At 37.2% G+C, this 13,588-nt stretch carries 13 protein-coding genes; 12 read left to right on the forward strand and 1 reads right to left on the reverse strand.

The genetic code is table 11. The annotated features are described in order from the left end of the window. The first annotated feature begins 359 nt into the window (after positions 1–359). The 11 genes from D3H64_RS04865 to D3H64_RS04915 all read left to right on the forward strand — a co-directional run bounded on the left by D3H64_RS04865 (position 360) and on the right by D3H64_RS04915 (position 11,052). On the forward strand, positions 360–1,841 hold the full coding sequence (locus D3H64_RS04865) for a PRD domain-containing protein (protein WP_121565148.1): 1,482 nt from the start codon (positions 360–362) through the stop codon (positions 1,839–1,841). Then, positions 1,841–2,284 (forward strand): PTS sugar transporter subunit IIA, encoded by a 444-nt coding sequence (locus D3H64_RS04870; protein WP_121565149.1) that lies wholly within the window; start codon positions 1,841–1,843, stop codon positions 2,282–2,284. The genes D3H64_RS04865 and D3H64_RS04870 overlap by 1 nt, the downstream gene beginning before the upstream one ends. A gap of 57 nt (positions 2,285–2,341) precedes the next feature. Beyond that, complete coding sequence (locus tag D3H64_RS04875) at positions 2,342–2,866, forward strand: YjbQ family protein (protein ID WP_121565150.1); 525 nt, start codon at positions 2,342–2,344, stop codon at positions 2,864–2,866. A gap of 14 nt (positions 2,867–2,880) precedes the next feature. Then, a complete protein-coding gene (locus tag D3H64_RS04880) occupies positions 2,881–3,723 on the forward strand; it encodes a class II fructose-bisphosphate aldolase (protein WP_121565151.1) in 843 nt (280 codons plus the stop codon). A 185-nt stretch (positions 3,724–3,908) separates the two neighbouring features. Then, the gene (locus D3H64_RS04885; protein ID WP_121565214.1) at positions 3,909–4,550 is read left to right on the forward strand and encodes a triose-phosphate isomerase; all 642 of its coding nucleotides are present in this window, start codon (positions 3,909–3,911) and stop codon (positions 4,548–4,550) included. Positions 4,551–4,754: 204 nt separating this feature from the next. Next, entirely contained in the window at positions 4,755–5,225 is a 471-nt protein-coding gene (locus tag D3H64_RS04890) for a PTS sugar transporter subunit IIA (RefSeq protein WP_121565152.1), read from the forward strand. Between the two features lie 13 nt (positions 5,226–5,238). Beyond that, entirely contained in the window at positions 5,239–6,558 is a 1,320-nt protein-coding gene (locus D3H64_RS04895; RefSeq protein WP_121565153.1) for a PTS galactitol transporter subunit IIC, read from the forward strand. A gap of 96 nt (positions 6,559–6,654) precedes the next feature. Further along, the gene (locus D3H64_RS04900; RefSeq protein ID WP_121565154.1) at positions 6,655–6,939 is read left to right on the forward strand and encodes a PTS sugar transporter subunit IIB; all 285 of its coding nucleotides are present in this window, start codon (positions 6,655–6,657) and stop codon (positions 6,937–6,939) included. 562 nt (positions 6,940–7,501) lie between these two features. Then, positions 7,502–8,461 (forward strand): DUF1002 domain-containing protein, encoded by a 960-nt coding sequence (locus D3H64_RS04905; protein ID WP_233554888.1) that lies wholly within the window; start codon positions 7,502–7,504, stop codon positions 8,459–8,461. Positions 8,462–9,054: 593 nt separating this feature from the next. Further along, positions 9,055–9,243: a hypothetical protein gene (locus D3H64_RS04910; RefSeq protein ID WP_121565155.1), complete on the forward strand. Its 189-nt coding sequence runs from the start codon at positions 9,055–9,057 to the stop codon at positions 9,241–9,243. Between the two features lie 120 nt (positions 9,244–9,363). Next, positions 9,364–11,052 (forward strand): ABC transporter ATP-binding protein, encoded by a 1,689-nt coding sequence (locus D3H64_RS04915; RefSeq protein ID WP_233554889.1) that lies wholly within the window; start codon positions 9,364–9,366, stop codon positions 11,050–11,052. 100 nt (positions 11,053–11,152) lie between these two features. Here D3H64_RS04915 and D3H64_RS04920 read toward each other — a convergent pair whose 3' ends face one another. Beyond that, positions 11,153–11,617, reverse strand: coding sequence for a DUF441 domain-containing protein (locus tag D3H64_RS04920; RefSeq protein ID WP_121565157.1), 465 nt, complete (start codon positions 11,615–11,617; stop codon positions 11,153–11,155). A gap of 205 nt (positions 11,618–11,822) precedes the next feature. Here D3H64_RS04920 and D3H64_RS04925 point away from each other — a divergent pair, with 205 nt between their 5' ends. Further along, entirely contained in the window at positions 11,823–13,520 is a 1,698-nt protein-coding gene (locus D3H64_RS04925; RefSeq protein ID WP_158589225.1) for a DUF4091 domain-containing protein, read from the forward strand. Positions 13,521–13,588 lie beyond the last annotated feature (68 nt).

A 13,588-nucleotide genomic window follows, 5' to 3' on the forward strand; every position in this document is an offset into this window, starting at 1 on the left:
AAAAGCCTAAGAAGACTCTTAGCCAACGCCATTTAAGGCAAGTGGCACTTCTTATGAGCAGGGCTTATTTTCTAAATCATTTGTACAGTTCATCAAGAAATAAAATAGTTCTATAAAAAGACCTAGAATTTGGTAAGCATAACTTGCCAGATCCTGGGTCTTTTTTGTTATAGCTAAGAGATAGCTATTGGTGAGAAAAGTAAAAGAGGCGAATGCTAACGTTTGCATTAAAGGGGGCTTACAGTAAAATAGAGGGCAAAGAAATAGTATGAAGAACTAATGGCCATTGCAATGGCCATTAATTAGTGAAAACCTTATCATTTTTTAAGTTAGAATATGATTAATAGGAGGAGAGGAAATTGGATCATCAAGATAAACGACTCCATAAGCTCTTATTCATTTTAGCCGAACAGAGAGATTACATGACAGCTGACGATTTAAGTCATCTGATGAATGTCTCGAAGAAAAGCATTTATAGGGCGATTAAAACCATTAATGAAACGAGTGTTGATCGGCCTCTGATTGTTTCTGAAAGGGGCAAGGGCTATAAGTTAGATTACGATGTTTATATGACCCAAGAAGGGGTGGATCAGCAAGATATGATGGATCCACAAACTCGTCAAACTCGAGTGATGGAAACCTTATTATTGTGTTCCCCTCAAGCTGTGAAAGTCTCTGATCTTTACTCTACTTTTTATGTTAGTGATTCAACCATTAATTTGGACGAAAAAATGATTTCTGAAAACTTAAGATCCTTTGATTTGAAACTTTTGAGGCAGAACAAACGTTTAGCCATTATTGGCAAGGAAATGAATGTTAGAAGAGCCCTATTAGAGATGATTCAACCCTTAGAGGTTATGGATATGGAAGAATTTTCTTTATCAAATCATTTTAACAAGTATGATGCTTTATTCGTTTCGGATAGACTTCGTGAAATTGAGCGCTATATGGGGTCGCTTATTCCCTATCCTTATAACATCAACATATTTTCTCACTTATATATTTTGATTGCCAGAAGTAGAAGAGGGCAGACGGAAGATGACGATCAAGAATTAGATCAGATGGTGGAAGAGGCAAACTTTTCGAATGAGAGATATCTGCATATTGCAGAATCCATTATTCAAACTACCGAAAATTATCTCCATAGAAGTTTAAGTAAACGTGAAGTTCTCTATCTGTATCAATACTTGATTTCATCTCGCTTGTCAAAGGATCCTGATCCTACAATAGTTTATTCTGAAGAATTGCGGGAAATGACCAATGATTTAATTAAACGAATGGGCGAAAAATTGCATCGCCATTTCAATGATACTAAGTTAGTAGTGGATTTGATCCAACATATGAAACCCTTGAGGAATCGTTTAGTAAATGGGATACGGATTCACAATCCTTTATTAGGGCAGATTCAAGTGGCCTATCCAGATATTTTTAAATGCCTACAGGAAGTTATAGAAGAAATAAGGATGATATACCATCTGCCAGAAATTACAGCAGATGAAATTGGCTTTTTGACGGTTTATTTTGCGAGGGCAGTTGAAACAAGTGTTCAAGCTATTCGAACGATTGTGATGTGTACAACAGGGCTAGGGACATCAGAATTGATTCGGGTGAAAGTTAAAAAGAAATTTCCTGAATTAGAAGTTATAAGGGTAGTTTCTCGCTATGAAATAGACCAAATTTTAGAAGAAATGTCCGATATTGAATTGGTCTTAACCACGATTGCTTATTCTCCTAAAATTGCCATACCGACATTACTTATATCAGCCATGTTAACAACGAAAGATTGTATGAGGATTCAAGAGATGATAGATGCTTTAACGAAAGAAGGACGTAGGGAGTGATGAAAGGCTTAGATTATTTTTATGTAGACCACTTAAAGGATAGATTGGCTTATTGTAACTTTGCGTTTCAAACGATGAAAAAATATTTGCCCAGTCAATTTAGTCAAGAAGATTGGATAGCTGAGTTGGATAGAAGAGAAAATCTAGGAAATTTTCAGATAGGTCGACATACTCTACTCCCTCATATTGAAGTGGAGGGAATAGAGAGGTCTCGTATCAATCTACTCCTTTTACAAAAGCCACTCATGTGGAGCGAGGACATACAGGATGTTTATCTAATAGTTACCTTTTTAGTGAAGAAAGATGGACGAGATCTTGGACGTAGAGATCTTCTGCGTATGATCAATTGGTTAGCTGAGGAGGAAATCGAATCAGATGTCTTGGCCTTACGAAATGTTGAAGAATTAGAGGCCTATCTATCTCAAGTTTTTGATGAAGGTTAATTATTTGACAGAGAATGTAACATTGCTAGGAAAAGTTTAACGAAAGGAGGATAGAAAATGGAATTATATAAAAGTTATGGTCGAGTGGTTACAGCAAAGGGAAAGGTTAGCTACCATGATATTACTGAGGAAGTCAGAGAAATAGTAGATAAAAGTGGGATAAAAGAAGGGCTTATAACGATTTTAACATCTCATACCACTTGTTCTATCTTTCTAGAAGAATTTGCTCATGATCAAAATGAAGATGGTGATGATTTTCTCCAAGCGGATTTAAATCGTGTCTTGGATCGCCTCATACCGATGCATAGTCGGTCTTATCAATATCAATATCCAGGGCCAAAACATTTAGCTGCCGTGCGCTCTTGGCCGAATCATCAGGCTTATTTACCACATGATGAGATCAGTGATTTATTTAATGGCGATGGTCATCTAAGAGCGACCTTGCTAGGGTCAAGTGTAAACCTGGATCTGAAAGATGGGAAACTAGGGCTCGGAAAAACGGGATATGTGTATTTTGTCGATTTTGATCAAACAAGAGAAAGAGAGCGCCATTATTGTGTGATCATTATTGGGGAAAAATAATGGAGGTTTAAAGCATGAGAGTTGATGCTAAAAAATTGCTTTATGAAGCTAAAATAGGAAACTATGCTATTCCTGCTTGTAACTTTATTGATAGTGATTCTGCCAGAGCTTATTGTCGTGTAGCAGAGAAAGAAAAAAAGCCTCTGATTCTTTCTTATGCAGAAAAGCATCAGGGCATTATATCTTTAGAAGAAGCTGCGATGATTGGAAACTATTTTCAAGAGCATTCTCAAGCAGCGATTGTTCTTCATTTAGATCATGGAGAAGATAAAGATTTCATTAAACGAGCGATCGAACTGGGCTTTAATTCGGTCATGATCGATGCTTCAAGTCAAAGTTTTGAAGAAAACGTTCGTTTAACAAAGGAAATTGTCGATTTAGCGAAGAGCAAAGGGGTACAAGTGGAGGCAGAATTAGGACACGTTGGGGCGAATGAATTAGTGGATAAGACTGGGAGTACAGGATCCATTTATACGGAAGCTGAAAGTGTTAAACGTTTCGTTGATTTGACTCAGGTGGATTCATTGGCTGTTTCTATTGGTACAGCACATGGTTTATATAAGGGGACTCCTAAAATCAGTTTTGAAGCTTTGGATAAAATTCGAAAAGTTTGTTCAATCCCTTTAGTACTCCATGGAGGTTCTTCCAGTGGCGATGATAATTTGAGTCGCTGTGCAATATCTGGAATTTCTAAGATTAATATCTACACTGACTTTATTACGGCTGCTTTTACAAGCGTTCAAAAGGATGCAGAAGTTAATAATTGGATCGATTTAAAGAGAACAGGGCAGTTAGCCATGGAAAATACACTGAGGCATTATTATGAAGTTTTCCATACAAAAATTTATAAGGAGTAGAAAGTCAACGTGTCGAAAGCAGTGAGATAGCTAAAGATTGAAACATTTTATAGAAGCTTTTAATTTGAAAGCTAGTTGTAGAATAGTGTGAATACTGTTAAGGGGATCATCTGGATTATTCCCATTTTTATCAAGAAAGGAGGATACAAGTGGAGAAAAGTGTAAAAGCAACTAAGCCATTTTTTATGGTGAATCCAAAGTCTTATCTGTACGGGGAAGCTCTACTGGATTTAGCCCTAGAAGCAGATCGCTTGGCAGAGGATAAAGACATACAAATATACTTTACGGCGCCTTATGCGGATATTCATTTAATTGCTAGTCATACTAAAAATATAATCGTCACAGCTCAACATATGGATGGACTTGATCCCGGAAGAGGGATGGGCGCAGTTTTAGGAGAATCCCTATACGAAGCAGGAGCAAGAGCTAGTTTTTTAAATCATGCGGAATGTCCTTTGACGTTACATCAATTAGTCAAAAGTATTCACAAAACACGAGCGTTAGGCATGATCTCCATTGTTTGTGCGGATAGTTTGGAGGAAGCTCGAGCTATTGCTATCTTGCACCCTGATATTTTGTTATGTGAAGAAACAGGTCAGATTGGTACAGGACAAGTGAGTCCGGTGGCATATGTACAAGAAACAATAAACGCCATTCGTTCTATTGATCCCAATATTCTTATCATGCAGGCTGCTGGAATTAAAAGCCCTGAAGATGTCCGTTATGTGATGGATTTAGGTGCTGATGGGACTGGTTGTACTAGCGGTATTGTTAAAGCTGAAAATCCAAAAGCTATGTTAAGAGCCATGCTAGCTAGTTTGAGATAGCTAGTGGCAAAGGGAATTTTAATGGAATACTCTCTTGTGTCCAGTCTTTGCTTTATTGTTTTAAGTGAAGAATATCAGTTTATCGTTTTAAGAAAAGAATATTAGTTTATCGTTTTAAGTGAAGAATATCAGTTTATTGTTTTAAGAGGAAAATACAGGAAATTTTTTCCCAGCGAGTAATTTTTATAGAAAGGGGGTTATGTCATGGAAGATCAATTTGTACTAGCTTTACAAAAAGCAGACATAACCGACCGCAAGCAAGCTTTAAGCTATTTAGCAGATAGTCTTTATAAAAGGGGGGATGTCAAAGAAAGTTTTTCTGAAGCTATTTTGGATAGAGAAGAGCACTTTGCGACTGGATTAGCGATTAATGGAATTGGTGTAGCCATTCCTCATACGGATAATCAACATGTGATTCATTCAAAAATTGCGGTAATGACCTTAAAAGAACCTGTTGAATTTTTGCAAATGGGTTCTTTAACAGAAACAGTTCCAGTGAAAGTAATCTTTATGTTAGCCCTAGAAGACGCCCATGGCCATTTAGAAATGTTAAGTAAGTTAATGGAATTTTTCCAAGATCAAAAAGCCGTAAAAGAACTATTAACAATAGAAGCAACAGAGGACGGAAAAGAAGAATTAAAGCACTTATTAATCAGTCATGGTATTTTCTTGTAAGGAGTGATCGATAATGTTAAATGTTGTACAAAAGTTTATAGACTTAGGTCCTACAATTGTCTTACCTATTTTAATATTTATATTTGGATTAGCTTTAGGGACGAAACCTCGTCAAGCTTTTAATGCAGGTATTACAGTAGGGATTGGATTTATTGGGTTAAATTTAGTCATCGGTCTTTTAGGTGGAAATTTAGGCCCTGCTGCTCAAGAAATGGTTAAGCGTTTTGGTTTGCATTTGAATACTGTTGATGTGGGATGGCCTGCTGCTTCTGCTATTTCTTATGGGACTTTGCTAGGAAGTCTTGCTATTCCAATTGGTATAGCGGTGAATTTAGTCTTGTTAGTGATGGGTTGGACGAAGACTTTGATGGTGGATATCTGGAATTTCTGGCATGCTGCCTTTGTAGCTTCACTTGTCTTTGCCGTGACACATCAATACCCATTAAGTTTATTTGCGATGGTTACTTATTTATTACTCATGTATCTATTGGGAGATATCATTGCGCCAACAATTGGTGAATTTTACGGTTTTCCAAATATTACATTTCCACATGGGACGTCTGCGCCTGGTTTCTTAATTGCTATTCCTTTGAACTGGTTATTCGATCGTATTCCAGGATTCAACAAAATTGATGCTAATCCTGAATCTATTCAAGAAAAATTTGGCATTTTCGGAGAAACTACTGTGATGGGCTTGATCATTGGTATTGTGATGGGCTTATTAGCTGGATTCCCTATCGGAAAGACTTTACAACTAGGGGTTACTTTAGCCGGGGTGATGGTTCTCTTGCCAAGAATGGTGGCCTTGTTAATGGAAGGTTTGACGCCTATTTCTGAAGCGGCTAATGCCTTTATTCAAAAACGTTTCCCAGGTCGCGAATTAAATATTGGGATGGACTCTGCTTTATCTGTAGGCCATCCAGCTGTTTTGTCCAGTTCTTTGATTTTAGTGCCAATTACGATTGCCTTGGCCTTTATCTTACCGGGGAATAAGACCTTACCATTTGGGGATTTAGCGACTATTCCATTTGCCGTTTGTTTGATGGCGGCTGTATTTAAAGGAAATATCGTCCGTACAGTTGTTGCAGGGACGGCTTATATTGCCTCTATTTTCTACATCACCTCATGGGTAGCTCCTTTAGTAACAAGTGCAGCTAAAGCAGCTAACTTTGACTTGGGTGGGAATAATTCTATTACAGCTTTGGTTGAAGGGGGCTTATGGCCAACTTGGCTATTTGTCTTTGCTGCTAAGAGCTTGCCATGGGTGATTATAGGCTTGATCTTTGTAGGAAGCTTGGTAGGTTTGTACTATACTAATAAAAAGAAGGCTTAGCGGATCTTGATGTAGAGGGAGTTTTCCTGATAGAAAAAAATCTGATGAGCGAAGTCTTTCAAGCAGAAAAGTGCTGACTGGTGAGGAGGATTAGCAATGAAAAAATTATTGATTATGTGTGGATCTGGTATTGCGACTTCTACAGTAGTTGTAGCTGCTGTTAAAAAATGGTTGCTAGAAAAGGGATTGGACAAAGAAGTGGCCATTACTCAATCCAAAGTTGCTTCTGAGGTTAATCATATTGATGACTATGATGTGGTTATCTCGACAACTGCTGTTCCGGATAAGATCAAAGACAAGGTGATCATGGGGATCCCTATTTTAACGGGTGTTGGGAAAGAAAAAGTTTTTGAGCAACTAGAATCTGTCCTTCGCCAATAGTCTTTTAAACTTATTCCTAGTTAAGGAGTAAAGACAAAGCGTATCAAAAGGCAAGTGAGTAAAAAGTCTTTGCCCTATTGATTGAAGACCTATGAAGAAGAGAAGTTCTTTCAAATAGGGAGATGGAGAAATTTTAGGAAATTGGGGATAAAAGTCTAGTGAGCAAATAGCCGAAAAAGAAAAGTGCGTCATATTCTTGTGCTTGGGCAAGAATATGACGCACTTTATTGAATAGCTTGTCCTTTGTATGGAGGAGAATTGGGATAGATGAGTGTTCGATTGTGGATTTTCACTCGTATTCTATTATTTGATAAAATTGATGTTAATCCATAATCTATTCAAGGAAAATTTGGTATTTCTAGAGTATTTGACATCTAATGAGCTTATTGGCTTGTCTAGTTTAGCCGATCGGTTCATCTTAACAGTTCGTCTTTAGTCTTGCTTTCTTAAGATACAGATGGGAGAAAGGTAAAGATTGGACTAAAAAAAGACAGCGGGCTTCTTTCCTTATCAAGATTAGGGGGATAGTGTGCTATAATGACCAAGTAAAGGAGAGGATAGTATGATGAAAAAGTCCTGGAAAAGTTTACTGACCAGCTCAATTGCTTTTGTAGCTAGTGCCGTACTCTTACAGGCAACACCAGTTCTTGCTGATAAAGTAGACATTGAGCCTATGATGACTTATGGCGAGTCATTAAATCAAGAAGAATTAGCCCAAACTAAGTCTGCACTTGGTGTGAAAGATGGGGCAAAGGAAGTCCCAGTTTACATCAATGAGTTGAACAGTCTTTTGCAAGATGACTACCCTTATAGTCAAGTTTATTCGTCAACCTACATTACACCAGCTAAAAATAATGGGAAGGTTACGGTTGAAATCGTGACTCCAAAAACAATTACAGCTATCACAGAGGCTCAGTACCAAAATGCTGCGATTACAGCAGGGGCAGTAGATGTTAATATTAAAGTGGCGTCTGTCAAAGCTGTAGACGGCTCAGGGGCGCTTGCTGGGGTGTATAAATCTTTCCAAGCTGCTGGCTATACTTTAAATAGTCAAAATGTCCAAGTAGCGCAAAACGAATTAAATACTTTGTCAGCTATTTCGAAAGAAAATAAGGGCAAAGAAGGCTTCTCTGATAAAGAGCTTAATGCAGCTATTGCTGAGATTAAACGACAAATCCAAGCAGAAAAAGAGAAAAATGACGGTCAAATTGATCAGGATCAAGTCAAGCAAATTGTGGTCAACATCATTAACAACTACCATTTAGGAGATGTGTTGAGCCAAGAAAACATTCAACAAATTGTAGGGCAAATGAATCAATTTAGTCAACTTCAATTATCCGATGCCCAAATTCGCCAATTGAAAAATTTAACCCAATCTTTGAAAGATAAGGGTGGAGAATTGATCAAGGAAGCCAAGAAAAAATGGGATAAGGTAGACCCTAAAAAGAAAGAAGAAACTCAAAACTTCTTGAGAAAGCTTTGGAAGGATCTCATCAACGCCATTCGAGAATTTTTCCGTTAAATAAAATAATATACGTATAGAGTACTTAACAATGAATATTGTGTTAGATAGTGTTGGCTATTTAGAGCAAAATAACTTTCTAACGAGCAAAACTACCCCCTAAAGGTGAATCCAACATTCAACTTTAGGGGGTGTTTCTATAGGCTGGGATATCTAGCTTCAAGCTAAAACTCAGCTGAACTGTAAAATGAAATGCGACGATGACTGAAAAAATACATGACATTGATAAACTGTAATGGAGGCAAAACAGAAATGCAGAGGTCCATGCCAAGTTAAATTTTTGGCACTTTATTTAAAATAATACTTGACATAAAGAGTATCTTAACTTAACATATATTAAATCAAAATAAAAATTAAGAATTAAGTAAATAATGATGCGAAGCCTTGCAGCATGCGTGAGGAATATTTTCTCAATCAGTAAGTATTTTCTATCAATACCCTTACTAGCAAACAGTAGCTTCTTTCAAAATACTTAGTTCACCCATATAAAGTAAAGCTGTGAACATAGAATAGTTCTTTAAGGCTTGATCTTCTTAGGGCATTAATTTTTATAATGGGAACATACTATATTCTATCATTTAGGAGGGATCATAATGGATAATACTGTTGGTTTATATACTAGTCTCGATGATATCGGAAATCATGAGCGCCACTATACAAAACTTGGAGATTTCCAAAAAGGAAACAAACCTTGTATTGTGAGGTATGTGTCAGATACTGGCGCAACTGTGCAATATCAAGATAAACTCTATTCACTTGAAGCAGGAATGGTTCTAGCCTAAATTTTTAGAAAAAGGTGGATGGGTTATGACGAAAAAATACTTAATTATCTTAGTTTGTATTTAAAAAGTTTAAAGTTTGTATGGAAAAGTTCAAAAGCTGTCATGGTATGGATGATTTTAATGATCCCTATACAATCTGTTCTCCCTTCTGTTAGTCTTTATGTCACAAATGTTATTGTCAATAAAATAGTCTCTTTGAATGCTATCCATCTTACTCTATTAGTTTCAGTTTGGGGCTTGACGTTCTTTCTGAACAATCTCATTTCTCCCTTGCTGGTGATGATACAAGGTCGTATGACAGATTTATTAACCTATCAATTAAATACGGAATTGATGCGTAAATCTGAGAGACTTCAGAGCATCAGTTATTTTGAAGATAGTGAATTTTACAATGATATACAACTGCTTAGTTCAGAAGCCAGTTGGCGGCCAGTTAATTTATTGGTGTTTGGAACGAGTTTAATATCCAATGCTATTGTATTTATTTCTATGCTAATCATGCTTAGCTCTGTCAATATATTGGTAAGTATACTCATGCTGCTGGTGTTAGTGCCCCAAGGAATTATAGCTTATCGCATCCAACAACAGGCATTTGAAACATTGGTGTCAAATAGTGAAGAATCTCGTCAGTTAGATTATTATAGTCAGGTCCTTTTGAGTAATAACCACATTAAAGATATTCGACTTTATAATCTGTATGCATTTTTTATAGGGAAATACACAGATGTCTTTACATCAATCACTGGGAAATTGCAGGGTGATCGGAAAAAGAAATTTACGAATTCAGCTGTATTTATAAGCTTGAATAGTCTAATCATCATTTCGATATTTTGGTATATGATGATGCAAATTAAAAAAGGGGTTTTAAACCTAGGTGTTATTGTTGTCTTTTCTACTGGTATCGTATATGCTATAAATAGTATGGCTAGACTTGTAGAAGATAGTTCGCTCCTCTATGATACATTGCTCTATATGGAAAAGTTTTTTAAATTTATTGAAATAGATGATGGGATGGATCAAGGTTTAACGTTTACTAATGCTGAAGAACATTCTAGTGACGACATTATAGAATTTAGACATGTTAACTTTTCTTATGCCAATACGTCTGATGTAGTATTAAGCGACATCAACTTTAAAGTAGCTGAAGGAGAAAAAATTGCGATAGTGGGTGAAAATGGAGCTGGGAAAACAACTTTGGTTAAGTTGTTGTGTGCCTTCTATCCTAACTATTCCGGGGATATCCTAGTGAATGGGAAGTCCCTTAGAGAATATGAGTGGACAGACTATAGAAAACAGATGACATCCATTTTCCAAGATTTTTCTAAATTTGATATCTCACTAAGGGAAAATGTAGCCTTGTCAGATCTAACAAGATTATCTAATGATGAGGATATTGTTGAAGCGCTTGATAAAGGGCGATTTAATTTAAATAATATGCCATTAGATCAAATGCTCGGTCGAAAATTTGAGGGAGGAAAAGAATTATCAGGAGGAGAGTGGCAGAAAGTTGCCCTATCTAGAGCCTTCTTCTCTAACGCACCTATCCTAATTTTAGATGAACCGACAGCTTCAATTGATGCCAAAGCAGAGTATGAACTATTTCAAGATTTTCAGCATTTGACGCAAGGAAAAACCGTCTTTTATATTACCCATAGATTGGCTAGTGTAAAATTTGCGGATAAAATTTTGGTGCTTAAATCAGGGAAAATCCACTCATTTGGCACACATAATGAGTTGATGAAGAAGGATGAGTACTATAGAGAGTTATATATCATGCAATCGTCAATGTACGCTGAGGAAGAAGCATAAAGAACTACCCCCCTAAAGATGGAACTTAACCTCCATTTTTAGGGGGGTAGCTCATTATCTAAGGCTTTTTTGCCGGATTGAGACTGTTTTCTTCTTAGACTTATTTTAAATGCATCAAGAACATTAGACCGCTATAGAGATAGTAAGTGATACCAGCTGCGATGATGGGACCAGCTGCTAATCCTTTGAAGCAAACGACTCCGATGATGGTGCCAATGACTAGGGCAACAGAGACTTGAGGACTTTGAGCGATTAGATTCACGCCATGGTAGGAAAAGATGGCGACCGCAATCCCACATGTAATCGCTATCCAACCAATAGGGCTCTTGAAACACTCGAGGAGGTCTTTTAGACCGATTTCTCCTGTAGCGATAGGCACTAAAATAGTAATGGTAATAAAGGTGACACCCCAATGGATGCCTTTAGCTTGTAAAATAGAAAAAATACGTTGTGAAAAAGGCAATAATTTGAGAAAAACAATGACAAGTGTCGCTATAATAAGGGAATTGTTTTTGGAAAGATAAGCTATGAGCAAGATTAAGAATAGGAAAAGATAAGATTCCATAAGTTCCTCCTCGAATAGTTTGACTAGTTTGAATAAGTACTCCCATTGTATCATGAATCACAAGCTATTAAAAAGGGAGCCTGAATGGCGTCCATCTTTTTTTCGATCTATGATAGAATGATAATGTAAAAAGAGAAAGGCCTTTCATTATAGGAAGGCCGACTAGGGGATTTAGTCCTAGATCAACTATAGAGGGGGAATGAGTATGAAATTTGTATCACCAACTTGTCGACAAACAGCCCATCAGGCAATGGGGGCAGAGCTATTGGAAGATGTCCTTGCCTTACAAAATCAGGAATTGGGGTTACAGTTGTCTCTTTCCTTTGACTGTAAATCCTGGGTGAATTTGAATGAGGACACTAGCTTGCCTTGGAGCGGTTTGATCGAACGCTTCCGTATCCGTTTAGTAGCTGATGGCCTAGATGCCAGAGTTTCCTTTGAGGGAGATGTGGAAGATGATGATGGTCAAAAGAAGAAGGATCGCATTCTTCACCAAAGTGCTGGATTTTTACCAAAGGGAGAACATTTTTTTTGGATTGATGTAAAGGGGGCTACAGCAGGGAAATACCTGTTAACGGCTCAATTGCTTCAACGCAAAGGCTACGAAGAAGAAGAACTAGTCGATAGTTGTTCCTTGTTAGTTGAAATAGCAGAGTTTGATTTAGACGATTTAAAGGATAAATCTCAGCAGGAAAGCTTCTTTTTAGATTTATGGCAACACCCCTCTTCTTTAGCGAGATATTATCAGCTAGATTTATGGTCTGACGAGCATTTCCGTTTGATAGAAACTTTTATGGAGGCTCTGGCTGAAGCAGGTCAAAAGGTTTGTGATCTGATTATTTCGGATTATTCCTGGGCGGGGCAAGATTGTTACCATGTGCTGGATAATCCTTCTAGTTTATTTGAGTACAATATTGTGGGGCTTAGTCGTCAGTCTGGACAATTACAATTAGACTTTAAGGCAATGGATCGCTATTTAAGCCTGTGCGAACGTCTAGGGATGGCCGAAGAAATTAATTTATTTGGTATTTTAGGGAATTGGGATGGCAGAAGCTTTGGTAAACCTATTGAAGATTATTTAGATCCTATTCGTTTACAAGTTTATGATCTGGATAAGGGGCACTATAACTTTGTCACAAGTAAGGCGGAACTAAAGGAATATTTAAGACAAGTTTTTGCGCATTTGCAGGAATTAGGCCTTTGGGATAGGGTAAAAGTCATTGCGGATGAACCGAACAATCCTGAAATTTTTGCGACCTTTGAAGCTTTCCTAACATCCTGTTCCGATCAAGCCATTGTCTTTAAGCATGCCTGTTTACATGGAGAGTTTTTGGAGAACTATGAGGGAAATTTTGATTCCAATTCAGTCATATCATCTGTTTTAATTGAACGGATGGGACAGGAAGACTCAGCAATTTTTAAACATCGTAAGGAAATGACCTGGTACAATTGTTGCTTCCCTCAAAATCTCAATGTCTTTATTCGAAGTCATTTGATGGAAAGCTACCTGATTGGCTATTTCACCTATGCTTTTGAAGTGAAGGGATTTTTACGTTGGAATTATTGTTTATGGACAGAGGATCCCAATAAGGATATTACTTATAAAAGTTATAAATGGGCTGCAGGAGATATGTTCTTTGTTTATCCAGCTAGAGATGGGAGACCTGAATTTAGCCTTCGCTTTAAAAATATGAAAATGGGTATAGAAGATTGGCAATTATTGAAGGCGGTAGAAGCTAAAAAAGGGAGAGCCTATGTCTTAACTCTCTTAAAACCTTTAATTGGGGATGCTGACCAAATGACTTATGATGAGAAAGAGGATAGGATCAATTTTACCTATAATGAGGATTATAAGGCAGTGACTCAACTCAAGAGGGCTTGCCTGGATATATTAAGGAGATAAGACAGTAAAGTAAGTTAGTAGGGCTAATTTTAGGAAACAAAATCAGCAAGAATGACTTTTTTAGATCG

The sequence above is a fragment of the Atopobacter sp. AH10 genome, assembly GCF_003664595.1.
Classification (GTDB): Bacteria; Bacillota; Bacilli; order Lactobacillales; family Aerococcaceae; genus Atopobacter.

Bases quoted from the DNA above. Each gene is read 5' to 3' on its own strand.
- D3H64_RS04870 (WP_121565149.1), top strand. From the start codon at position 1,841: ATGAAAGGCTTAGATTATTTTTATGTAGACCACTTAAAGGATAGATTG.
- D3H64_RS04880 (WP_121565151.1), top strand. From the start codon at position 2,881: ATGAGAGTTGATGCTAAAAAATTGCTTTATGAAGCTAAAATAGGAAAC.
- D3H64_RS04920 (WP_121565157.1), bottom strand. From the start codon at position 11,617: ATGGAATCTTATCTTTTCCTATTCTTAATCTTGCTCATAGCTTATCTT.
- D3H64_RS04900 (WP_121565154.1), top strand. From the start codon at position 6,655: ATGAAAAAATTATTGATTATGTGTGGATCTGGTATTGCGACTTCTACA.
- D3H64_RS04910 (WP_121565155.1), top strand. From the start codon at position 9,055: ATGGATAATACTGTTGGTTTATATACTAGTCTCGATGATATCGGAAAT.
- D3H64_RS04875 (WP_121565150.1), top strand. From the start codon at position 2,342: ATGGAATTATATAAAAGTTATGGTCGAGTGGTTACAGCAAAGGGAAAG.
- D3H64_RS04905 (WP_233554888.1), top strand. From the start codon at position 7,502: ATGATGAAAAAGTCCTGGAAAAGTTTACTGACCAGCTCAATTGCTTTT.
- D3H64_RS04915 (WP_233554889.1), top strand. From the start codon at position 9,364: ATGATCCCTATACAATCTGTTCTCCCTTCTGTTAGTCTTTATGTCACA.
- D3H64_RS04890 (WP_121565152.1), top strand. From the start codon at position 4,755: ATGGAAGATCAATTTGTACTAGCTTTACAAAAAGCAGACATAACCGAC.
- D3H64_RS04885 (WP_121565214.1), top strand. From the start codon at position 3,909: ATGGTGAATCCAAAGTCTTATCTGTACGGGGAAGCTCTACTGGATTTA.
- D3H64_RS04895 (WP_121565153.1), top strand. From the start codon at position 5,239: ATGTTAAATGTTGTACAAAAGTTTATAGACTTAGGTCCTACAATTGTC.
- D3H64_RS04925 (WP_158589225.1), top strand. From the start codon at position 11,823: ATGAAATTTGTATCACCAACTTGTCGACAAACAGCCCATCAGGCAATG.